This window comes from Nocardia terpenica (assembly GCF_013186535.1).
GTDB classification, from domain to species: domain Bacteria; phylum Actinomycetota; class Actinomycetes; order Mycobacteriales; family Mycobacteriaceae; genus Nocardia; species Nocardia terpenica.
In genome coordinates this window covers 166,733-188,295 of record NZ_JABMCZ010000003.1, presented here as the reverse complement: position 1 = coordinate 188,295, position 21,563 = coordinate 166,733, and the positions used below count along the sequence as shown (strand labels likewise).

The following is a 21,563-nucleotide window of genomic DNA, read 5'->3' as shown; positions in this document are numbered from 1 at the left end:
CGGTCCGACGGCGGGCGTCACCATCGAAATCGGAGCGTGGATCGTCGAGCAGCACGACGCCCATAGTAAACACGTGATGAACGCCACCCCCCTGCGCAGCTGAACTACGGGCTACCAGCGGGCAACATTCGCGGCCGTCAGCCGTTCAGCTCCTTGACCAAGGCGTCGACCACCGGCACCAGGTCGCCCTGCGCGGACGCCGCCACCCGGCGCTGCCGCTGATACGACGCCCCGCGCTTGGGGATGTCCGGAACCAGCGACAGCTCGTTCTCGCACCCGAGCCGTCTCGCGGTGGGCTCCAGCCGGTTCAGCAGATCGGCGAGGTCGTCGGTGACCAGCCGCTCGTTGCCGTCGGCGTCGGTGATGATGATCGCGTCCAGCCCGTAACGCGCTGCGCGCCACTTGTTCTCCTGCACGTGCCAGGGCGGCAGGGTGGGCAGCGCCAGCCCGTCCTCGACGCACCGGTCCAGGTACACCACGAGGCAGTGGATGAGCGCCACCAACGCGGAAAGCTCGGTGCGCGTAGGGGTTCCGTCGCAGATCCGCACCTCGATGGTGCCCCACTTCGGGGCCGGGCGGATGTCCCAGTGCATCCCACCCAGCTGTTCGAACACCCCTGTTTTCATCTGATCGTGCACGAAACGCTCGAACTGGCCCCAGTTCTCGAACTGGAACGGCAGCCCGGCGGTGGGCAGCTGCTGGAACATGAGCGCGCGATTGCTGGCGTATCCGGTGTCCACACCCGCCCACATGGGCGAGGACGCCGACAGCGCCAGCAGGTGCGGATACGACAGCAGCAGCCCGTTGAGAATCGGAAAAACCTTCTCCGGGTGCGAGACTCCCACGTGCACGTGCACGCCCCAGATCAGCATCTGCCGCCCCCACCACTGGGTGCGTGAGATCAGCTCGTCGTAATGCTCTGTGCGCGTGAGCAATTGCGACGACCACTGGGCGAACGGATGGGTGCCCGCGCAGAACAGGTCGACGCCGATCGGATCGGCGGCGCGGCGCACGGTGTCCATGGTGCCGCTCAGATCGTCGATCACCCCGGGGACGGTCTCGTGCACGCCGCTGACGATCTCGACGGTGTTGCGCAGCAGCTCCTTGGTGACCTGCGGGGTGCCGTCGTGGGCCCGCAGATCACCGACCGCGTCGAAGACGGCCGCCGCCTTGTTGACCAGATCGCGCGTCTGCTTGTCGACGAGCGCGATCTCCCACTCGACCCCCACGGTGGGGCGGGGCGAGCCGTTCCAGGAAACCTTGCGAATGCCTGCCCCACCCATGGGTCACCTGCGCTTACCCGACAACGCCGCAGGCTACCCGCGCCCCCGCGTCACCGGTCGCCATGGTCTCGGCGTCCGGTCCGGTGGTGCCGTTGGCCTGCGTGTATCGACTCGGAATATTGCCGAAGTTGTCCGCCCCCGCGTGGATCATCAGGGCGCGGCCCTTCAGATCGTCCAGGGTGACGGAGTCTGTGGTGGTGACCAGGTGGGCGGTGCCGTCCTGGCGCACCTCGAGCGAGGTGAGATCGCCGCTGGCCGGGTGCGCGGTCGAGCCACCGACCTGCAGGTGCCCGCCCGCGGAGAGGAAGTCACCGGCGGGGCCGCCGGTGGGCGCGACGGAGTTCGGCTCGCACTTGCCGACGCTGTGGAAGTGCAGGCCGTGGAAGCCCGGCTTGAGCCCGTGCGCGTCGACGGTGATCTCGAGGTGGTTGCCCTGCTTGGCCACCGTCGCGGTGCCGACCTCGGCGCCGGCGGGGTCCTTCAGCTGCACCGAGACCGAGTCGCCGGACGGGGCGGCGGTCTGCTCACCCGCGGCGGTGCCGCCCGGCGCCGCCGAACCGGTCCACACCGGGGGCGTGGTCCCCTTGACGTCACTCGACTCCTGGCCGTTGGTGCACGCCGCCAGACCGAGCACCGCGACCGCCAGCACCGGGGTCACGGTCCACCAGGACGGGCGACGAATTGTGGAGGGGGCCATCGGGGAACTCCTTTACGAGTCCGAGTTTACGAGTAATGCTGGCTGAACAGATTCGTTACCGGACAAGATGATGCCAGAGCCGTTATCCGGAGTAGTGGTGGGGCTTCAGTTGCCGGTGACGATGACGATCACCCCGGGGGGTGTGTCCGCGATACCGGGGAATCGGGGTTCGGCGGAGACGCCGAGGCTATTGGCGATGGCCTGGGCCGCCGCGCGTTCGCCCGGCGAATTTCCGTAGTAGACGGTCGTTTTCGGAATGACACCGTTGGGATAGTTCCCGGTTTCGGTGACATTCCAGCCTTCCGCGGTCAGCTGGTTCCCGGTGCGGGCGGCCAATCCGGCCACGGTGCTGTTGTTGAGCACCCGCACCGCTACCGATTTGTCCAGCGCCGCAGCCGTTGTCGTGGGCGCGGCGGTGGTGGTTGTCGTGGGCGCGGTCGTCCGGGGCGCGGCGGTGGTCGTGGACGAGCCGGGGAGCGCGACCGAGCCCCCGCCGGAGACGGACGGTTTGGCCGCGGTGCCGGTGGCCGCCGGGGCCTGGCCCTGGGCGGACTGCGTACCCTTGGATTCCGATTTCGACAGCGACATCGCGCCGAGACCGGCGAACACGATGGCCAGCGCGATGAGCACCATGGCGAGCGCGCGCAGCGGCGGCCCGCCGGAGGGCGGATTCGGGTTGCTCACCTGATGAACCCTAGTCGCACCGGTCGGCGGACGCCCGCATCACACCTGGAAGCCCAGCCGACGCGCCGCCCGCGCCTTCTGTCGGCTCGCCCGTAGTCGACGCAGTCGTTTCACCAGCATGGGATCGGCGGCCAGCGCCTCGGGTTTGTCGACCACCGCATTGAGCACCTGGTAATAGCGGGTCGCGGACATGCCGAACAGCTCGCGAATCGCTTCTTCCTTGGCGCCCGCGTACTTCCACCACTTGCGCTCGAAGTCGAGAATGTCGAGTTCGCGCCGGGTGAGTCCGTCGGCGTTGTGTTCGTCGACCGGCACCGCCACCGCGGTGTCCTCTCCCGCCGAAGAGCTGTCCTCGCTTGCGGAAAGATTCCGGGCCGCTGCGCTGTCCATATTGCTCCCTCGCCGAGTTACAACCAGACGATAAATGGTGCTTATACGTCGCCGCTCATTCAACCACGGATGGCGACGTTCCCGGATGCGCCGTACGGCGTGTCGGAGGTGCCGTGGGCCCCGCGTAAAGTGTGCGACCATGGCGATTCTCCCGATCCGCATCGTCGGCGATCCGGTCCTGCACACCCCTACCGAGAAGGTCACGCAGACGCCGGAGGAACTCGCCGAACTGATCGCGGACATGTTCGAGACGCTCGACGCCGCACACGGTGTGGGCCTGGCGGCCAACCAGGTCGGTGTGGGGCTGCGCCTGTTCGTCTACGACTGCCCGGACCCCGACGCCGAGGGGAATATGCGGCGCCGCCGGGGCGTGGTGGTCAATCCGGTGCTGGAGACCTCCGAGATCCCCGAGACCATGCCCGATCCGGACGACGACGAGGAGGGCTGCCTGTCGGTTCCCGGCGAGCAGTTCCCCACCGGCCGCGCCGACTGGGCGCGCGTCACCGGCACCGACGAGCGCGGCGAGCCGGTCGAGATCGAGGGCCGGGGCTTCTTCGCCCGCATGCTCCAGCACGAGGTCGGCCACCTCGACGGCTTCCTGTACGTGGACGTGCTGATCGGCCGCAACGCCCGCGCCGCCAAGAAGGCCATCAAGCGAAACGGCTGGGGCACAGCGGGATTGAGCTGGGTGCCGGGCACAGTGCCGGATCCGTTCGGCCATGACGACTGACCTACCCGAGCTACCCGAGGTCCCGCCCGGCCGACGGGTGGTGGTGCGCTACCGATTACCCGCCGGATATCCGCACCAGTTCACGGATGTGATCGGCGAGCTGCTGTCGCTGGACCCGCTCACGGTGCGCACCGCTGCGGGCGAGACGGTGTCGGTGGCCACCGATCGGGTGGTGGCCCTGAAACCGCTGGGGCCCAGGCCGATTCGCACCAGCGAGATCCGCGCGCTGGAGGCCGCGGCGACCGACGGCTGGCCCGGCATCCACCGCACCTGGGTGGACGGCTGGCTGGCCGCCGCCGGGAACGGCTTCACCAATCGCGCCAATTCCGCTGTGCCGCTGGGTGACTCGAACGGACCGGCGCAGACGCACCCGGACGTGCTGCACCGCCTCGGCGAGTGGTACACCGCCCACGGCCTGCCGCTGCGGCTGCGGATCCCGGACCGGCTGGCCGCGGTGCCGCCGGGCTGGCGCACCTGGAGCGAGACCGTGGTGCTCGGCATCGATATCGAGAATTTCGTTCTGCCGCAGGGGCCTTCGATGGTGCGCATCGATCCCGAGCCCGCGCCCGCCTGGCTGGAACTGCACCGGTTCCGGGGCGAGGACCGGGTGGACGTGCCGCCGCCGCTGCCGGATCCGGAGGTGCTCACCGCGGTCCGCGACGGCGATGTCGGTTTCGCCACACTGGGTTTGCCCGATCCGCTGGCCATCGCCCGCGGCGCGCTGACCACCGCGCCGGACGGCCGCCGCTGGCTGGGACTGACCTGCGTCGCGGTCGCGGCCCCGCACCGCCGCCGCGGGCTGGGCACCCTGGTGTGCGCCGAGCTCATCCGCTGGGGGCATCGGCACGCCGCCACCCACGCCTACGTCCAGGTGGAGGCCGACAACGCCGCCGCCCTGGCGATGTACGGTGACATGGGCTTCGTGGAGCATCACCACTACCGCTACGCGGCGCCGCAATGACGAGCACCGACGAAAGAGGCAGCACGTGCGGTTGGCCACCTGGAATGTGAATTCCGTTCGGTCCCGGGTGGATCGGGTGATCGCCTGGCTGGACCGCGCCGACGTCGACGTGCTCGCCATCCAGGAAACCAAGTGCCGCGACGACCAGTTCCCGGAGGAGCGGTTCGCCGAAGCCGGTTACGAGATAGCGCATGTCGGGCTCAGCCAGTGGAACGGTGTGGCGATCGCCTCCCGGGTCGGCATCGAGGATGTCGAGATCACCTTCCCCGGCCAGCCCGGTTTCGACAAGGATGCCGGGGAGTCGCTGCTGAGCGCGCCGGTGGTGGAGGCCCGCGCGATCGGCGCCACCTGCGGCGGCGTGCGGGTGTGGAGCCTGTACGTCCCCAACGGCCGCGCGCTGTCCGACCCGCACTACGCCTACAAGCTGGAATGGCTTGCCGCCCTGCGCGATACCGGCGCCCGCTGGCTGCGCGAGGACCCGCGGGCGCAGATCGCGCTGGTCGGCGACTGGAATATCGCGCCCACCGACGACGACGTGTGGTCGCCGGAGTTCTTCACCGGCAAGACCCACGTCTCCGTGCCGGAGCGGGAGGCGTTCGACGCGGTGGTCGAGGCTGGTTTCACCGATGTGATGCGCCCGTTCGCCCCCGGCCCCGGCGTCTATACCTACTGGGACTACACGCAATTGCGCTTCCCCCGCAAGGAGGGCATGCGCATCGATTTCATCCTCGCCTCCCCCGCCCTCGCCGCCCGCGTGACCGACGCCACGGTCGACCGCGAGGAACGAAAGGGCAAGGGCGCCAGCGACCACGCCCCGGTAATCGCCGAACTCGCCGACTGAGCGGCGTTACCCCGCCGGACGCGTCTTGATCGCATCCTGCGAAATGAACACATCGTAATTCCCAGGCGTAGCGATCACCGCATTCCCGTACGCCGAGCGCACGAACGGCTTGGTATACCACGACCCCCGCTGCATATCCGCGAAGAAGTCCTGATCCCCACCGCCCAGGAAGATCTGATTCTGCTTGGGCGACACCCCGTCCAGGCGCTGCCCGAACAGCCGCGTCACCTTGTACCCGGAGTGGAAGCCGAGCGTGTTCACCCAGTGCTCGAGCTCGACGATGTTGGCCTGCAGGACCCACATGTCGCCCTCGATCCGGTACTTCCGGTGCTGCTCGGCATGGTCCTCGTCGCCGAAGAGCGTGAGATCCACGTCCAGCGTGTGCGGTTCGTTCGCGACCGCGGCCGCCACCACATGCGCGGCCTTCACCTCCCCCGTCAGCCCCAGATACGTCTGCAGCAGCGTGGTCACCCACAGCGCCACCACCGCCACCAGCACGAGCGTGAACGCCCCCAGCCCCCGCCGCGCCAGCACCCGCCACCCCACCCGCCGCACCCGGACCAGCGCCGTGACCAGCAGCACCACCGCAATCACGAAGAGCCCGACCAGAATTACCTGCATCCAGCCGAAGTCCACGGGGAAGACCATGCGGTAGTTGTACCGCTGTGACGCACGCAACGCGACTGCAACGCGCGGCGGGGAACGTAAACGGGGCTACGTCAAGGGAGGTAGCTACCTCAGAACGCGGCTTCGTCCAGATGCATGATGTCGTTGTCCAGGCTCTCCAGGACCGTGCGGACGCCGGATAGGAGGGGGAGCTGGTTCTTGGCGAACCAGGAGGCCACCGCGACCTTGCCGGTGTAGAAGGGGCGGTCCTTGTCGGTGGGCTGGGCGTCTAGGGCGGTCTGGGCGATGGCGGCCTGTTCCAGCAGGCGCCAGGCGATGATCAGGTCACCCGCGGCGTGCAGGAAGCGGACCGAGCCCAGGCCGACCTTGTAGATCTCGGCCGGATCCTGTTGCGCGGCCATGGCGTAGTTGGTGAGGGCCGCGGCCATTGCCTGGACGTCGGCCAGGGCCGTGCCCAGCAGGGCGCGTTCGGCCTTCAGCCGGGCGTCGCCCGCCTCGACGAACTTCTGGATGAGGCCGGAGACGTGCCCCAGCGCCACGCCCCGGTCACGAATGATCTTGCGGAAGAAGAAGTCCTGCGCCTGGATGGCGGTGGTGCCCTCGTACAGCGAGTCGATCTTCACATCGCGGATGTACTGCTCGATCGGGTAGTCCTGCAGATAGCCGGAGCCGCCGAAGGTCTGCAGCGTCTCGGTGAGGGTCTCGTAGGCGCGCTCGGAGCCGACGCCCTTCACGATCGGCAGCAGCAGATCGTTGACCCGCGCGGCGGTATCGGCGTCGGCGCCGAAGTTGGCGGCCGCCACGTCCTCGTTCTGGTAGGCCGAGCAGTACAGGTACAGCGCGCGCAGGCCCTCCGAGTACGCCTTCTGCAACGCCAGGCTGCGGCGCACGTCCGGGTGGTGGCTGATGGTGACGCGCGGCGCGCTCTTGTCGGTCATCTGCGTCAGGTCCGCGCCCTGCACGCGAGTCTTGGCGTACTCCAACGCATTCAGATAGCCGGTGGACAGCGTGCCCGCCGACAGCACGCCCACCATCATGCGGGCGTTCTCGATCACCTTGAACATCTGCGCGATGCCGTTGTGCACATCGCCGACCAGATAGCCGACGGCCGGTTTGTCGGCGCCGTAGGTCAATTCGCAGGTGGGCGAGGACTTGATGCCCATCTTGTGCTCGAGGTTGGTGACGTACACGCCGTTGCGCTCGCCGAGTTCCATGGTCTGCGAGTCGAACAGGAACTTCGGCACCATGAACAGCGACAGGCCCTTGGTGCCCGGCCCGGCGCCCTCCGGCCGGGCCAGGGTGAGGTGGAAGATGTTGTCGGCGGTATCGCCCACGTCGCCGCCGGAGATGAACCGCTTGACGCCCTCGATGTGCCAGGTGCCGTCGGGCTGCTGCACCGCCTTGGTGCGGCCCATGCCCACGTCCGACCCGGCGTCGGGCTCGGTGAGCACCATCGTCCCGCCCCAGCGGTGCTCCCAGGCGTGCTCGGCCCAGCGCTGCTGCTCCGGCGTGCCCTCCCGGAACAACACGGTGTGCATCAGCGGGCCCATATTGAAGAAGCTTGCCGAATTGTGCGCGGCCACCAGCATTTCCTGCGTCGCCCAGACCAGCGGCGAGGGGGCCGCGACGCCACCCATCTCCTCGGGCATGCCCAGCCCGGACCAGCCCGCCTCGTTCACCGCGGCGACGGTCTTGCGCAGCAGGTCGGGGACGATGATGGCGTGGTTGGCGGCATCGAACTGCACCGGGTTGCGGTCGGCCTCGACGAACGACTCGGCGACCGGGCCCTCGGCCAGCCGCAACACCTCGGCCAGGATGCCGCGCGCGGTCTCCGCGTCCAGATCGCCGTACGCGCCCGAGTCGAGCAGCGCACCGATTCCCAGCACCTCGAACAAGTTGAACTCGATGTCTCGCAGGTTCGCCTTGTAGTGCGACACGGACCGGCCTCCTCGGAGAGTTGATGTACCCCCCAGGAGGTTGCCGTACGATCGTCCGCTTACGCAACCGTAGGGAAGTTTCCTTAGACGTTCCCTTATTCCTACGATGTACAGTTCCCCTGTATCAGGTGATTCTTCATCTCGGAAGCTCCAAGCGGAGAAGGTTGCCAATCGTTTACCAGCCGTGCCGGTCGCGACGAGACCCGGGGGCGCGACGACCCGCTGATATCTTGGTCGGCATGGGTTCGGAATCGGTGGTGCGGCCACGACAGCGCGCGCAGCATCTCGGACCCGAGCGGCGACGACCCCAGGTGCTCGACACCGCCCTGCGCATCGCGGTGGAGGACGGGATCGCCGCGGTCACGGTCGCGGCGGTCGCCGAGCGCATGAGCGTCACCCGCCCGGTGATCTACGCCTGCTTCGCCGATCGGGTGGAACTCATCGACGCGCTCATTCAGCGCGAGGAGGGCTACCTGCTCGACGGCATCGTCGCCACGCTGCCGCGCCGCCGCGTCGAGGCCGACGAGGAGGTCTTCGTCGAGGGCTTCCGGGCGCTGCTGGAGACCGTCGCCACCCGGCCCGACACCTGGAAGCTGCTGTACGGCAATCCCGATCCCGCCGTGGCGAATTCGTTCGGCCGCGGCCGCGCCCTGGCCGTCACCCGCTGCACCCGCCGCCTCCGCCCCACCCTGCGCGCCTGGGGCATCGCCGACGCCGAACGCAAGCTCCCCGCCCTGGTGGAACTGTGGGTCTCCGCGGGCGAGGGGGCCGTGCGCACGCTCCTCGAGAGCGACCACGCCTGGACCCCTCAGGATTTGGGGGCCTTCATCGGTGCGGCCGTGTACCGGGCGCTTCGCAACGCCTGAGGTGATCCCGGCCAAAAGCATGCCGGGATGACGGATAGCGATTCAATTCGGATTGACGAAGTCGCTCCTGCGAGGCAATTCGGATAGCTAGGATCGGGATCAAGCGACTATCCGACCAGCAAAACGGTGAGAGGCCGGTCATGGCGTTCTATCGGCAAGTAGGTTCGGTGCCCCCGAAGCGGCACACCCAGCACCGGGATCCCGGCGGCGGGCTGTACTACGAGGAATTGATGGGCGAGGAGGGCTTCTCCGGCGACTCGTCACTGCTGTATCACCGCGGGTTACCGCCCGCCATCGTCGACTCCACGGTGTGGCAGCTGCCGGATCAGCGGACGGTGCCCAATCATCCACTGCGGCACCGGCATCTGAAGCTGCACGACCTGTTCCCCGGCGATGCCCCCGCGTCCACCGACGTGGTCACCGGGCGTCGGCTGGTGCTGGGCAACGACGACGTGCGCATCTCGTATGTGGTGTCCGCCAAGGACTCTCCGCTGTACCGCAATGCGATCGGCGACGAACTGGTGTACGTCGAGTCCGGCTCGGGCACCGTCGACACCGTGTTCGGCGCGCTGCCGGTGCGCCGGGGCGACCAGGTGCTGCTGCCCCGGTCCACCACCCACCGGTGGCGTCCGGCGGGTCCGGAACCGTTGCGCGCCTATGTGATCGAGTCCAACGGCCACATCACCCCGCCCAAACGGTATCTGTCGAAATTCGGTCAGTTCCTGGAGAATTCGCCGTACTGCGAGCGCGACCTGACCGGCCCCGGCGAGCTGCCGCAGGAGCAGGGCACCGAGGTCGAGGTGCTGGTCAAGCACCGGCCCGGCCGCGAGATCGTCGGCACCCGGCTGGTGTACGCGGCCCATCCGTTCGACGTGGTGGGCTGGGACGGCTACCTGTACCCGTTCACCTTCAATATCGAGAACTTCGAGCCCATCACCGGCCGCGTGCACCAGCCGCCGCCAGTACACCAGGCGTTCGAGGGCACCAATTTCGTGATCTGTAATTTCGTACCGCGCAAGGTCGACTACCACCCGCTGTCGATTCCGGTGCCTTACTACCACTCCAACGTCGACTCCGACGAGATCATGTTCTACTGCGGCGGAAACTACGAGGCGCGCAAGGGATCCGGCATCGGGCAGGGCTCGGTGTCGGTGCATCCGGGCGGTTACGCGCACGGCCCGCAGCCGGGCGCCTACGAGCGCAGCATCGGCATCGAATTCTTCGACGAGCTCGCGGTCATGGTCGACACCTTCCGCCCGCTCGGCCTCGGCGAGGGCGCCTTGGCCTGCGAAGACCCCGACTATGCCTGGACCTGGTCCGGCCGCGGACCGAGCGGAGAGCGCGCATGACCGGCACGACCACCCGCATCGAGGTGCCCGCCGATTCCCTGTTCGGACCCGAGAACCTGCCCTACGGCGTCATCGCACCCGCGGGCGGCGCGCCCCGGGTGGGCGTGCGGCTCGCCGACAGCGTGTTGGATCTCGCTGTGCTGCTGGACGATTCGACCTTCGCGCGGCCGAGCCTGAATGCCTTTCTGGCACAGGGCCCGCGGCGCTGGCGCGAGGTGCGCGAGCGGGTGCAGGCGCTCGCGGAGTCCGAACTGCCCGCGGCGGCAGTGCATTCGCTGGCCGCGGTCCGGCCGGTGCTGCCGATCGAGGTCGCCGACTACGTCGACTTCTACGCCAGCATCGACCACGCCACCAATCTCGGCCGCCTGTTCCGCCCCGACGGCGAGGCGCTGCTGCCGAACTGGCGGCACCTGCCGGTCGGCTACCACGGCCGGGCGGGCACCGTGGTGGTGTCCGGCACCGACGTGGTGCGTCCCCGCGGCCAGCGCCGAACCGAGTCGGGCACACCGGATTTCGGCCCGTCGCAGCGCCTGGACATCGAGGCCGAGCTCGGCTTCGTGGTCGGCGTCGGCTCCGAGCTGGGCCGCCCGATCCCGGTCGACGATTTCGCCGCGCACGTGTTCGGCGTGGCACTGGTCAACGACTGGTCCGCGCGCGACATCCAGGCGTGGGAGTACCAGCCGCTGGGCCCGTTCCTGGGCAAGTCGTTCGCGACCTCGCTGTCGGCCTGGGTGACCCCGCTGGCCGCCCTGGAGGCCGCCCGCATCCCGCTGCCGCCGCAGGAGCCCGAGCCGCTGCCGTATCTGCGCGGCCGCGAATCCTGGGGCCTGGACCTGGAATTGACCGTGGAGTGGAACGGCGAGCGGGTCGCCCGCCCGCCCTACGGCCGGATGTACTGGTCCCCGGCCCAGATGCTCGCGCACCTGTCCGCCAACGGCGCCGCCACCCGCCCCGGCGATCTCTACGCCTCCGGCACCATCTCCGGCCCCGACCGCGACCAGCGCGGCTCCTTCATCGAATTGTCCTGGGGCGGCCGCGAACCCGTCACCGTCAAGGGCGAAGCCCGCACCTTCCTCCGCGACGGAGACGAGGTAACCATCACCGCCACCGCCCCGGGCCCCACCGGCCGCCCCATCGCCCTCGGCGAGGTAACCGGCCGAATCCTCCCCGCCCACAACGAATGAGCGGCTAAGAGATTCCGGCCAAAAGCACGCCGGAACCATGAGAGTTGACGCCCAGTTCCCGGCGCGCTCCACCCTCTTGGTCCCGGCGTGCCTCTGGTCCCGGCGTGCCTCACCCTCTTTGGTCCCCGGCGCGCCTCACTTCTTGGTCCCGGCGCGCTTCACTTCTTGATCCCGGCGCGCTTCACTTCTTGATCCCCAGCGCGCTTCACTTCTTGATCCCCAGCGCGCTTCACTTCTTGATCCCGGCGCGCTTCACTTCTTGATCCCCAGCGCGCTTCACTTCCTGGTCCCCAGCGCGCTTCACTTCCTGGTCCCCAGCGCGCTTCACTTCCTGGTCCCCAGCGCGCTTCACTCTCTTGGTCCCGGCACGCTTTTGGCCGGGACCTCAGGCCCGCCGCCCCACATCCACAGCGCGAACGAATGTCACCAGGTCCTCGGCCAGCACCTCCGCCGAGCGCCCCTCCTCGTTGTTGTGCAGCCAGTCGGCGACCAGCTCGAACATGCCGCCGATGGTGGCCAGGGCCACCGCGAGGCGGCGGCGTTGGGCCTGGCGGTCGGGGTCGGGATCGCCCGCCCACTGGCGGTCCAGGAATACCGCCGACCAGCGGCGGTTGTTGCGGCGCTGGGATTCCACGGCCGGGGAGATGCCGCCCGCCTCACCGAAACTCACCCGTGCCAGTCGCGGATCGTCCGCGATGGCGTGCACGAACGCCTCGATCACCGCGGCCGAGCGCTGCGGCCATTCCAGCTCGGCGGCCGCGGCCGCCGCCTCGGTCACCCGTTGCTGAATCTGCGCGGTGATCTGCTCCAGCAGGGCGGTGTAGCACGCCTCCTTGCTGTCGAAGTGGTCGTAGAAACCCTTCGTGCCCACGAACGCGTGCTGACAGATCTGCTCGATCGAGGTGCCCGAAAAGCTTTGCCGGGCAAAAAGTTCGGTCGCCGCATCGAGGAGCTGGCGGCGGCGCTGGGCGCTGCGCTCCTCGGCGTCGAGGCCACGGATTCGGCGCCGCGCCGGCGCCGGAGCGGGCCGCGCGGCGGATTTGCTGCGGGTCATACGGAGACCATAATAAAGCTTTGTTCAAAAAGATCCCTTGTTAGTAACAGGATGCCATGTTGTAATCGCTGACACACCGATGAGGAAGGGACCGGACGTGTCAGGGATCAACGCAGATCGCCGCGGCCGCCGCTTACTGGCCTCGGCGCTGACGGCGGCCGTCACCGTCGCCACCGCGCTGCTGCTGGGTGGAGTCACCGCCGCCCCCGCCGTCGCGGAACCGCCGGTGCCCCAAGCCGATCCGTTCTACCAACCACCCGCGGGCTTCGAATCCGCCGCGCCCGGCGACGTGCTGCGCTCGCGGCCGGTACAGCTGGCGGTGGCGACCATCCTGCCCGTGCACGTGCGGTCCTGGCAGCTGCTGTACCGGACCACCGATCTGAACGGGCAGCCCACCGTCGCGGTCTCCACGGTGGCGCTGCCCGAGGGCGCGAATCCGCGCAACCACCGCCCCCTGGTCTCGCACCAGTTCTACTACGACAGCGCCGCGCCGCAGTGCGCCCCGTCCTACGTCCTGCAGCAGGGCACCGGGCTCACCGGCCTGGAGGGAATCCATTCCAACAGCGAATATCTGGCACTCGCCGCGTCCATCAGCGAGGGCTACGCGATCTCGATTCCCGACTACGAGGGCCTGAACGGGCATCTGGCCGTGGCGAAGGAGCCGGGTTACATGGTGCTCGACGGCGTGCGCGCGGCCGAGCGATTCGCGCCGCTGGGCCTGGACGGCGCGAATACGCCGGTGGCGCTGTGGGGTTACTCCGGCGGCGGCATGGGCAGCGGCTGGGCGGCGGAGCTACAGCCCAGCTACGCACCGGAATTGACCATGAAGGGCGCGGCCCTGGGCGCGCCGGTCTCGGATGTGCAGTCGCTGCTGCACGTGAACGGGTCGATGTTCGCGAGCCTGATCGGCATCGGCATCTCCTCGCTGCGCAACGCCTATCCGAAGTTCGCCGCCACGACCGAGAAGTACCTGACGCCGGAGGGCCTGGCGCTCATGGATCGCACCGCCCACCAGTGCCTGCCGCGCAATGCCCTGACCCAGATGTTCGTCGACTACCAGAAGCTGCTGACCATCCCGATCGAGCAGTACCTGGCGCTGCCCGACATCCGCGAAGTGTTCGACCAGACGGTGCTCGGGAAGACCGCGCCCACCATGCCGATGTTCGTCTACCAGGGCGTCCTCGACGAGGCCGTGCCGGTGACCACCAATGACAAACTGGTGCAGGAATACTGCGACGCGGGCGCATCGGTGCGCTACAAGCGCGACCACCTCAGCGAACACCTGACGCTCGTCACGATGGGCATGGCCGACACCTTCGACTGGATCAAGGGCCGCCTCGCCCCCAACGCCCCCGCCCAGACCGGCTGCCGCACCGACAACGAACTGTCGATGCTGTTCAACCCCGACGCCTTCGTCGAGCAGGTGATCATCAACCTGAACGCCACCGCCGGCGCCCTGGGCTGGCCGATCGGTCCGCACGAGAACTGAACCGGCACCCCCTGCCCGGCGTCCTCCCCACCTGGTCCCGGCGTCCTCCCCACCTGGTCCCGGCGTCCTCCCCACTTGGTCCCGGCGTGCTTTTGGCCGGGACCTCGCGAGATTCCGATCTCCGAGCGCGCGCACCGGATGGGCGAGTATGGTCGAGCGGGAAAATTCAACAAGCCAACGGGGGCTCGCACCAGCGGGCTGAGAGGACGGCTAGGGCCGTCGACCGTATGAACCTGACCGGGTAATGCCGGCGTAGGGAGGAAGCATCATGGGCACACCCGTCGATTCCGTGACCACGGGACCCATTCAGGGCAGTGTCAAGCACTATCGGGACGTGGACGGTCTGCGCATCCCGGTGCGCCGGATCAATCTGACCAACGGCGAGCACTTCGACGTCTACGACACCTCGGGCCCGTACACCGACGACGCGGCCACCATCGACGTCGAGGCCGGGCTGCCGAAGCTGCGCGCCGAGTGGGACAAGCCCGAGGTCGGCGGCCCGCGCACCCAGCTGGCCTGGGCCCGGCACGGCATCGTCACCACCGAGATGCGGTATATCGCTGCGCGCGAAGGGGTTTCGCCGGAGTTCGTGCGCGAGGAGGTGGCCGCCGGGCGCGCGGTCATCCCGGCCAATCACCACCACCCCGAGTCCGAGCCGATGATCATCGGCAAGAAGTTCGCGGTGAAGATCAACGCCAATATCGGCAACTCGGCGGTCTCCTCGTCCATCGCCGAGGAGGTGGAGAAGATGGTGTGGGCCACCCGTTGGGGCGCCGACACCATCATGGACCTGTCCACCGGCAGGAACATTCACGAGACCCGCGAGTGGATCCTGCGCAACTCACCGGTGCCGGTCGGCACCGTGCCGATCTACCAGGCGCTGGAGAAGGTGAACGGCGACCCGACCAAGCTCACCTGGGAGCTGTACCGCGACACCGTGATCGAGCAGTGCGAGCAGGGCGTGGACTACATGACCGTGCACGCGGGCGTGCTGCTGCGCTACGTGCCGCTGACCGCCAAGCGCGTCACCGGCATCGTCTCCCGCGGCGGCTCCATCATGGCCGCCTGGTGCCTGGCCCATCACCGAGAGTCGTTCCTGTACACCAACTTCGCCGAGCTGTGCGAGATCCTGGCGAAATACGACGTGACCTTCTCCCTCGGCGACGGCCTGCGCCCCGGTTCCATCGCCGACGCCAACGACGAGGCCCAGTTCGCCGAGCTGCGCACCCTGGGCGAGCTGACGAAGATCGCGAAATCCCATGGCGTGCAGGTGATGATCGAGGGCCCCGGCCACGTGCCGATGCACAAGATCGTGGAAAACGTTCGGCTGGAAGAGGAGTGGTGCGAGGAGGCGCCCTTCTACACCCTCGGCCCGCTGGCCACCGACATCGCGCCCGCCTACGACCACATCACCTCGGCGATCGGCGCGGCCATGATCGCCCAGGCGGGTACCGCCATGCTGTGCTACGTCACGCCCAAGGAGCACCTGGGCCTGCCCAACCGCGATGACGTGAAGACCGGCGTCATCACCTACAAGATCGCCGCGCACTCGGCCGATCTCGCCAAGGGCCACCCGCGCGCACAGGAGCGCGACGACGCACTGTCCAAGGCGCGCTTCGAATTCCGCTGGCTCGACCAGTTCAACCTGTCGCTGGATCCGGACACCGCCCGCGAATTCCACGACGAGACCCTGCCCGCCGAACCGGCCAAGACCGCGCACTTCTGCTCCATGTGCGGTCCGAAGTTCTGCTCCATGCGCATCTCCGCCGACGTGCGCGAGTACGCGGCCAAGCAGGGCCTGACCGACGCGCAGGCGTTCGAGGTCGGCATGGCGGAGAAGTCGGCGGAATTCGCCGAGGCGGGCAATTCGGTATATCTGCCGATCGTCTCGTAATCCCTTCCCGCCCTGCGTGATCGCGCCGCTGGGGGGCGCGATCACGGGCCGGGCCATGCCGACGCGCCTCCGCCCTCCCGGCGGAGGTCGGGGTTCCGCCTAACCCCGGCCTCCGCCGGAACGACGGGGGCGTGCACCTGCCCCCAGCCAGATCGGTCTTGTTCAGCGGCACGTCCGCGAATTCCACCCGATCCACCAGCTTGAAACCGTTCTCGAACTCCCACTCGAAGCTCACGGCCACCGGCATCGGGTCCCGGCGGGCGGGGTCGTAGTGTCTGTTTCGTGAAACTCTTGCCGTTGCCACCCGATGGGCAGACCCCGGTCCGCGTGCTCACCATCGCCGGAACCGATTCCGGCGGCGGCGCGGGCATTCAGGCCGATTCCCGCACGATGGCCCTGCTGGGCGTGCACGCCTGCGTGGCGGTGGCCGCGGTGACCGTGCAGAACTCGCTCGGCGTCAGCGGCTTCCACGAGATCCCGCCGCAGACGGTGGCCGATCAGGTGCGAGTCGTGGTGGGCGACATCGGGGTCGGCGCGGCCAAGACCGGCATGCTGGCCTCCACCGCCATCATCGAGGCGGTCGCGCAGGTGTGCGCGGAGGTGGGCATCGGGCAGCACGGATCGATCCCGCTGGTGGTGGACCCGGTCGCGGCGTCCATGCACGGCGACCCGCTGCTGCACGCCTCGGCGCTGGATGCGCTGCGACACACGCTGATTCCGCTGGCCACGGTGGTGACCCCGAATCTGGACGAGGTGCGGCTGCTCACCGGCATCGACGTCACCGACGACCGCGGTGCGCGCCGCGCCGCGCAGGCGCTGCACCGCCTGGGGCCGCGCTGGGCCATCGTGAAGGGCGGCCACCTGCGCTCCTCGGACTTCAGCACCGATCTGCTCTACGACGGCGACCGGTTCCACGAGCTGTCCGCGCCGCGCATCGCCACCGGCCACGATCACGGCGGCGGCGACACCCTGGCCACCGCGACCGCGTGCGCCCTCGCACACGGCTACGATGTGCCCTCGGCCATCGCCTTCGCCAAGGAGTGGACCACCCGCTGCCTGAAGGCCGCGTATCCGCTCGGGGCGGGACACGGTCCGGTGTCGGCGCTGTGGAGACTGCGCGAGGGCTGACCGCAAGGTTTCAGCTATTTCTCCCAGGAAGCTCCCAGCCCCGGCGCAGCGACACCCAAGGCTGGTGATCAACGGTAAAGGCCATGACCGACACAGTGGCCACCGCACAGCCGGACAAACCGGCCGATGCGGTTCTGACCCCCGTGCTCGACGTGGTGATTCCCGTCTACAACGAGGAGCGTGACCTCGGCGTCTGTGTGCGTCGCCTGCGCGCGTTCCTCGCCGACGGGTTTCCGTTCTCGGCCCGTATCACGATCGCCGACAATGCCTCCACCGACAGCACGCTGGCGGTCGCGCGGGAGCTGGCGTCGGAGCTGGACGGGGTGCGGGTGGTGCATCTGGACCGCAAGGGGCGCGGACGTGCGCTGCGCGCGGTGTGGGAGAGCTCCGATGCGCAGGTCGTAGCGTATATGGATGTGGATCTGTCGACCGATCTGAATGCCCTGCTGCCGCTGGTTGCGCCGTTGGTGTCGGGGCATTCGGATCTGGCGATCGGTACCCGGCTGGCCAAGTCGTCGCGGGTGGTGCGCGGGCCCAAGCGGGAGTTCATTTCCCGCTGCTACAACCTGATCTTGAAAGCCTCGTTGCAGGCTCGGTTCTCGGATGCGCAGTGTGGTTTCAAGGCCATGCGCACCGATGTCGCCCAGCAGGTGTTGCCGTTGGTCGAGGATGGGGAGTGGTTCTTCGATACCGAGTTGCTGGTGATCGCCGAGCGTGCCGGGTTGCGGATTCACGAGGTGCCGGTGGACTGGATCGATGATCCGGACTCGCGCGTGGATATCGTCGATACCGCCCGCAAGGACCTGCTCGGCGTCTGGCGGCTGTGCCGGGCGCTGACGACCGGCGCACTGCCGGTGGAGCAGTTGCGGGCCGCGATCGGGCGCGAGCCGCTGGTGGACGGCGTGCCGTTGGGGATGGTCGGGCAGGTGGTGCGGTTCGGCATCGTGGGCGTGATCTCCACCCTCGCGTACATGCTGCTGTATCTGCTGCTGCAACCGGCGCTCGGACCGCAGGCGGCGAACTTCCTGTCGCTGCTCGTCACCGCGATCGGCAACACGGCCGCGAATCGGGCCTTCACCTTCGGCGTGCGCGGCTCGACCAAGGTGGTGTCGCATCAGATCCAGGGCCTGCTGATCTTCGGATTCGGGCTGCTGCTGACCAGTGGTTCGCTGTTCGCGCTGCACCGCTGGGCGGCGCCGGACGCCCGGGTGCATCTGGAACTGCTGGTGCTGGTGATCGCGAATCTCATTGCCACGCTGACCCGTTTCGTCGGGTTGCGGTGGGTGTTCCGCAATGCGGTGTCCGGTTCGAGCAGCCGCGGGGCGAACCAACAGCGCTGAGCCGCAACGATTCCGAGGCCGCAAAGCGCCTCGGGCGGATGGGCGCGGATCTACGCTGGAAACTGCCATGAGCACGCCCCATCCACTCAGTGACGAACACCGCGAGGCATTCTGGCGCCGCGTCGGCTGGTCGCCGGAGCTTCCGGAACGGCAGCGGCTGGCCATCGAAACCCGCTGGGATGACGAATCCATCGAGATGGCAGAGATTTTCGGATGGTAGAACCCGCCGATTCGGCGGGCCTTCCGCTGTAGCCCCGACGGGATTTGAACCCGCGCTACCGCCTTGAGAGGGCGGCGTCCTAGGCCGCTAGACGACGGGGCCAGGACTCGCTCGCCCGAATGAGCAAGCTCGGCAAGCTTAACCGGCCCGGGCCCGGCGACCAAATCCGGTAATGGGGATCACGTGGGACGGGATCCCGGCCAAAAGCATGCCGGGAACAAGAGGGGAACCATGCCGGGGACAAAAGGGGGACCATGCCGGGAACAAGCGGAACAAGGGGACGTGGCGGGGTCAGGTCGGCTTGGGGCGGGATGCCAGGGCCTCGTGGAGGGTGGCGGACCACTGGTGGACTATTTCCTTGCGGCGGGCGGAGTCGTCGGTGAGGACGTCGGCCAGGCCGAGGCCGCGGGCTAGGTCCAGGGTGGCCTGGACGAGATGGTGGGCGACGGGGTCGGTGTCGTCGGCGTCGAGCGCCTCGACCGCCATGCGGTGCGAGACCCGGCCGAAGCGGGCCTCGAGCGGCACGATGCGTTCGCGCAGCGCCGGATCGGCGGCCGCGTGCGTCCACACCTGTAATGCCGCCTTGAACAGCGGGCTGGTGTAGGACTCGACCAGCCCGGCCACCACGGCCTCGGTGCGGCCCACGCCCTCGGCGATCTCCGCGAACAGCGCCGCCTCGGCCTTGGCCTGCGCCATCCGGGTGTCGAACATGTACTCAAGCGCCGCGGTGATCAGATCCTCCCGGGTGGGGAAGTGATGCTGGGCGGCCCCGCGCGACACCCCGGCCCGCTCGGCGACCACGGCCACCGTCGCCGACACCCAGCCCAGTTCGGCCAGGCAGTCGATGGATGCCTCCAGCAACCGCTGCCGGGTGGCCCGGCTGCGGTCCTGCTTGGGTTCGTGCGGGGTAGCCATGATCAGCTATTGTGCCCAGCTCGGTGGGCGGCGCTGGAAGAAGGCCGTCATACCCTCGATCACCTCGGGGGTGCCGAAGAAACCGCCGGACCGGCGCGCCAGTTCGTCGGCGGACCGATCGAACTCCGCCAGCAGCGCCGCATTCACCAGTCGCTTGCTCTCGGCCAGCCCCTGCGGGGAACCCAGGCGCAGTTCCCCGAGCAGCCGCGCCACCTCGGCCGCCGGATCGGCGGCGGCCACGGTGATCAGCCCGATGCGTTCGGCCTCGGTCGCGTCGAAGGTCTCCCCGGTCTGGAAGTAGCGGGCGGCCGCGCGCGGGCTCAGGCGCGGCAGCAGGGTCAGCGAGATGACGAACGGCGCCACGCCGATGCGCGCCTCGGTGAGCGCGAAGCTGCTGCCGGGCCCGGCCACCGCGAGATCGCAGGCGCCGACGATCCCCATGCCGCCCGCCCGGACATTGCCATCGATCTGTGCGACAACGGGTTTCGGCAGTTCCAGGATGGTACGCAGCACCGACACCATCCAGCGGGTGCGGATGTCGGCGGCCGCCGCGGGGTCGGCGTCCAGCGCCTCCTTGAGATCCGCACCGGCACTGAAGGTATTACCGGTGTGGGTGAGCACCACGCCGCGCACGGCGTCGTCCTTGCCCGCGTTCTCCAGCGCGGTCAACAGCTCGGTCACCAGCCGCGCGGACAGCGCATTGCGGTTGTGCGGGGAGTCCAGGGTCAGGATCGCGAATCCGTCCCGCACCTGCGATCGCACGAAAGGCGTTGCCGCGTCGCTCGTTTCGGTCATGGCGCCGTCCCCTTCTCAGTACGACTTGGGCAGGCCCAGCGAGTGCTGGGCGACGAAGTTGAGCACCATCTCCCGGCTCACCGGGGCGACCCGGCCGATGCGGGCGGCGGCGAGCATGCCCGCCAGGCCCACGTCGCGGGTGAGCCCGGAGCCGCCGTGGGTCTGGATGGCCTGGTCGAGTGCCTTGATACTCGCCTCGGCCGCAGCGTATTTCGCCATGTTCGCGGCCTCGGCGGCGCCGAAGTCGTCGCCCGAGTCGTAGAGCACGGCGGCCTTCTGCATCATGAGCTTGGCGAGTTCGAGCTCGATCTTCACCTGCGCCAGCGGATGCGCCAGGCCCTGGTGCGCGCCGATCGGCGTCTTCCACACCTGGCGTTCGCGCGCGTATTCCACGGCCCGGTCGATGGCGTAGCGGCCCATGCCGACCGCCATGGCGGCGCCCATGATGCGCTCCGGGTTGAGCCCGGCGAACAGCTGCGCCAGCGCCGCATCCTCCTGTCCGACAAGGGCTTCCGCGGGCAGCCGCACATCATCGAGGAACAGCGTGAACTGGCTGTCCGGCTCGATGATGTCCATCTCCTGCCGGGTCTTCTCGAAGCCGGGGGCGTCGGTGGGAACGATGAACAGCGCGGGCTTCAGCTTGCCGGTCTTGGCGTCCTCGGTGCGCGAGACGATCAGCACCGCCTCGGCCTGGTCCACGCCGGAGATGAAGATCTTGCGCCCGTTGAGGATCCAGTCGCCGCCGTCGCGCCGGGCCGTGGTCGTGATGTGGTGCGAGTTGGAGCCCGCGTCGGGCTCGGTGATGCCGAACACCATCTTCGACGAGCCGTCGGCCAGGCGGGTCAGCCAGTACCGCTTCTGCTCCTCGGTGCCGTACCTGGTGAGGATGGTGCCGCAGATGGCCGGGGAGACCACCATCAGCAGCAGGCCCGCGCCCTGCGCGGACAGCTCCTCCAGCACCAGCGACAGCTCGTAGATGCCCGCCCCGCCGCCACCGTACTTCTCGGGCAGGTTCACCCCGAGGAAGCCCAATCGCCCTGCCTCGTCCCACAATTCGGACAGCGGCTGGTTGGCGCGGGCCTTCGGCGAGACGTAGTCGCGGAAGTTGTACTTGCCCGCCAACTGGGCGACCGCCGCCCGCAATTGCTTGCGCTCGTCGCTTTCGATGAAGCTCATGGC

The 21,563-nt window shown here is 68.6% G+C and carries 21 protein-coding genes, 1 tRNA gene and 1 riboswitch; of the genes, 11 read left to right on the top strand and 11 right to left on the bottom strand.

Annotated elements, in window-relative coordinates:
• Positions 1-137: 137 nt before the first annotated feature.
• The 4 genes from HPY32_RS22155 to napA all read right to left on the bottom strand — a co-directional run bounded on the left by HPY32_RS22155 (position 138) and on the right by napA (position 3,054).
• Positions 138-1,283 (bottom strand): glutamate--cysteine ligase, encoded by a 1,146-nt coding sequence (locus HPY32_RS22155; protein WP_067595061.1) that lies wholly within the window; start codon positions 1,281-1,283, stop codon positions 138-140.
• A 13-nt stretch (positions 1,284-1,296) separates the two neighbouring features.
• A complete protein-coding gene (gene sodC, locus HPY32_RS22150; RefSeq protein ID WP_067595063.1) occupies positions 1,297-1,980 on the bottom strand; it encodes a superoxide dismutase[Cu-Zn] in 684 nt (227 codons plus the stop codon).
• 105 nt (positions 1,981-2,085) lie between these two features.
• On the bottom strand, positions 2,086-2,664 hold the full coding sequence (locus HPY32_RS22145; RefSeq protein ID WP_067595065.1) for a LytR C-terminal domain-containing protein: 579 nt from the start codon (positions 2,662-2,664) through the stop codon (positions 2,086-2,088).
• A 39-nt stretch (positions 2,665-2,703) separates the two neighbouring features.
• Entirely contained in the window at positions 2,704-3,054 is a 351-nt protein-coding gene (gene napA, locus HPY32_RS22140) for a nucleoid-associated protein NapA (RefSeq protein ID WP_067595067.1), read from the bottom strand.
• 139 nt (positions 3,055-3,193) lie between these two features.
• On the opposite strand from napA, the gene HPY32_RS22135 reads away from it, so the two are divergent.
• From HPY32_RS22135 to HPY32_RS22125, 3 genes are read left to right on the top strand one after another with little or no spacing between them, the layout of a single operon-like run.
• Positions 3,194-3,784, top strand: coding sequence for a peptide deformylase (locus HPY32_RS22135; RefSeq protein WP_067595069.1), 591 nt, complete (start codon positions 3,194-3,196; stop codon positions 3,782-3,784).
• Complete coding sequence (locus HPY32_RS22130) at positions 3,774-4,745, top strand: N-acetylglutamate synthase, CG3035 family (RefSeq protein ID WP_067595072.1); 972 nt, start codon at positions 3,774-3,776, stop codon at positions 4,743-4,745. Before HPY32_RS22135 ends, HPY32_RS22130 begins: the two co-directional genes overlap by 11 nt.
• 25 nt (positions 4,746-4,770) lie before the next feature.
• A complete protein-coding gene (locus HPY32_RS22125) occupies positions 4,771-5,586 on the top strand; it encodes an exodeoxyribonuclease III (protein ID WP_067595075.1) in 816 nt (271 codons plus the stop codon).
• Positions 5,587-5,592: 6 nt separating this feature from the next.
• Here HPY32_RS22125 and HPY32_RS22120 read toward each other — a convergent pair whose 3' ends face one another.
• Together HPY32_RS22120 and HPY32_RS22115 are read right to left on the bottom strand one after the other, a co-directional pair.
• Positions 5,593-6,234, bottom strand: a complete 642-nt coding sequence (locus HPY32_RS22120) for a hypothetical protein (protein WP_171983018.1) — start codon at positions 6,232-6,234, stop codon at positions 5,593-5,595.
• Between the two features lie 89 nt (positions 6,235-6,323).
• On the bottom strand, positions 6,324-8,150 hold the full coding sequence (locus tag HPY32_RS22115; protein ID WP_067595081.1) for an acyl-CoA dehydrogenase: 1,827 nt from the start codon (positions 8,148-8,150) through the stop codon (positions 6,324-6,326).
• Positions 8,151-8,389: 239 nt separating this feature from the next.
• Here HPY32_RS22115 and HPY32_RS22110 point away from each other — a divergent pair, with 239 nt between their 5' ends.
• From HPY32_RS22110 to fahA, 3 genes are all read left to right on the top strand, one after another.
• Positions 8,390-9,016: a TetR/AcrR family transcriptional regulator gene (locus HPY32_RS22110; RefSeq protein ID WP_067595084.1), complete on the top strand. Its 627-nt coding sequence runs from the start codon at positions 8,390-8,392 to the stop codon at positions 9,014-9,016.
• A 140-nt stretch (positions 9,017-9,156) separates the two neighbouring features.
• Positions 9,157-10,365, top strand: a complete 1,209-nt coding sequence (locus HPY32_RS22105) for a homogentisate 1,2-dioxygenase (RefSeq protein ID WP_067595087.1) — start codon at positions 9,157-9,159, stop codon at positions 10,363-10,365.
• Positions 10,362-11,549 (top strand): fumarylacetoacetase, encoded by a 1,188-nt coding sequence (gene fahA / locus HPY32_RS22100; RefSeq protein ID WP_067595090.1) that lies wholly within the window; start codon positions 10,362-10,364, stop codon positions 11,547-11,549. The genes HPY32_RS22105 and fahA overlap by 4 nt, the downstream gene beginning before the upstream one ends.
• Positions 11,550-11,934: 385 nt before the next feature.
• Here the strand turns inward: fahA and HPY32_RS22095 are convergent, their stop codons facing one another.
• Positions 11,935-12,603 (bottom strand): TetR/AcrR family transcriptional regulator, encoded by a 669-nt coding sequence (locus HPY32_RS22095; protein ID WP_067595093.1) that lies wholly within the window; start codon positions 12,601-12,603, stop codon positions 11,935-11,937.
• A gap of 97 nt (positions 12,604-12,700) precedes the next feature.
• Here HPY32_RS22095 and HPY32_RS22090 point away from each other — a divergent pair, with 97 nt between their 5' ends.
• From HPY32_RS22090 to HPY32_RS22070, 5 genes are all read left to right on the top strand, one after another.
• Entirely contained in the window at positions 12,701-14,092 is a 1,392-nt protein-coding gene (locus HPY32_RS22090) for a lipase family protein (RefSeq protein ID WP_067595096.1), read from the top strand.
• A 167-nt stretch (positions 14,093-14,259) separates the two neighbouring features.
• A riboswitch (TPP riboswitch) is annotated at positions 14,260-14,368 on the top strand.
• On the top strand, positions 14,361-15,986 hold the full coding sequence (gene thiC, locus HPY32_RS22085) for a phosphomethylpyrimidine synthase ThiC (protein WP_067595100.1): 1,626 nt from the start codon (positions 14,361-14,363) through the stop codon (positions 15,984-15,986). (Overlaps the previous riboswitch by 8 nt.)
• A gap of 282 nt (positions 15,987-16,268) precedes the next feature.
• Positions 16,269-17,114 carry a bifunctional hydroxymethylpyrimidine kinase/phosphomethylpyrimidine kinase gene (gene thiD, locus HPY32_RS22080; protein WP_067595104.1) on the top strand — a complete coding sequence of 282 codons (846 nt, stop codon included), beginning with the start codon at positions 16,269-16,271 and terminating at the stop codon, positions 17,112-17,114.
• Between the two features lie 83 nt (positions 17,115-17,197).
• Positions 17,198-18,454: a bifunctional glycosyltransferase family 2/GtrA family protein gene (locus HPY32_RS22075; protein WP_067595106.1), complete on the top strand. Its 1,257-nt coding sequence runs from the start codon at positions 17,198-17,200 to the stop codon at positions 18,452-18,454.
• 67 nt (positions 18,455-18,521) lie between these two features.
• Positions 18,522-18,674, top strand: coding sequence for a hypothetical protein (locus HPY32_RS22070; RefSeq protein WP_167490537.1), 153 nt, complete (start codon positions 18,522-18,524; stop codon positions 18,672-18,674).
• A gap of 29 nt (positions 18,675-18,703) precedes the next feature.
• Here the strand turns inward: HPY32_RS22070 and HPY32_RS22065 are convergent.
• From HPY32_RS22065 to HPY32_RS22050, 4 genes are all read right to left on the bottom strand, one after another.
• Positions 18,704-18,776 (bottom strand) — tRNA-Glu (locus tag HPY32_RS22065).
• Positions 18,777-18,965: 189 nt separating this feature from the next.
• Positions 18,966-19,589 (bottom strand): TetR/AcrR family transcriptional regulator, encoded by a 624-nt coding sequence (locus tag HPY32_RS22060; protein ID WP_067595109.1) that lies wholly within the window; start codon positions 19,587-19,589, stop codon positions 18,966-18,968.
• 6 nt (positions 19,590-19,595) lie between these two features.
• Positions 19,596-20,384, bottom strand: a complete 789-nt coding sequence (locus HPY32_RS22055) for an enoyl-CoA hydratase family protein (RefSeq protein WP_067595112.1) — start codon at positions 20,382-20,384, stop codon at positions 19,596-19,598.
• 15 nt (positions 20,385-20,399) lie between these two features.
• On the bottom strand, positions 20,400-21,560 hold the full coding sequence (locus HPY32_RS22050) for an acyl-CoA dehydrogenase family protein (RefSeq protein WP_067595115.1): 1,161 nt from the start codon (positions 21,558-21,560) through the stop codon (positions 20,400-20,402).
• Positions 21,561-21,563: the final 3 nt, after the last annotated feature.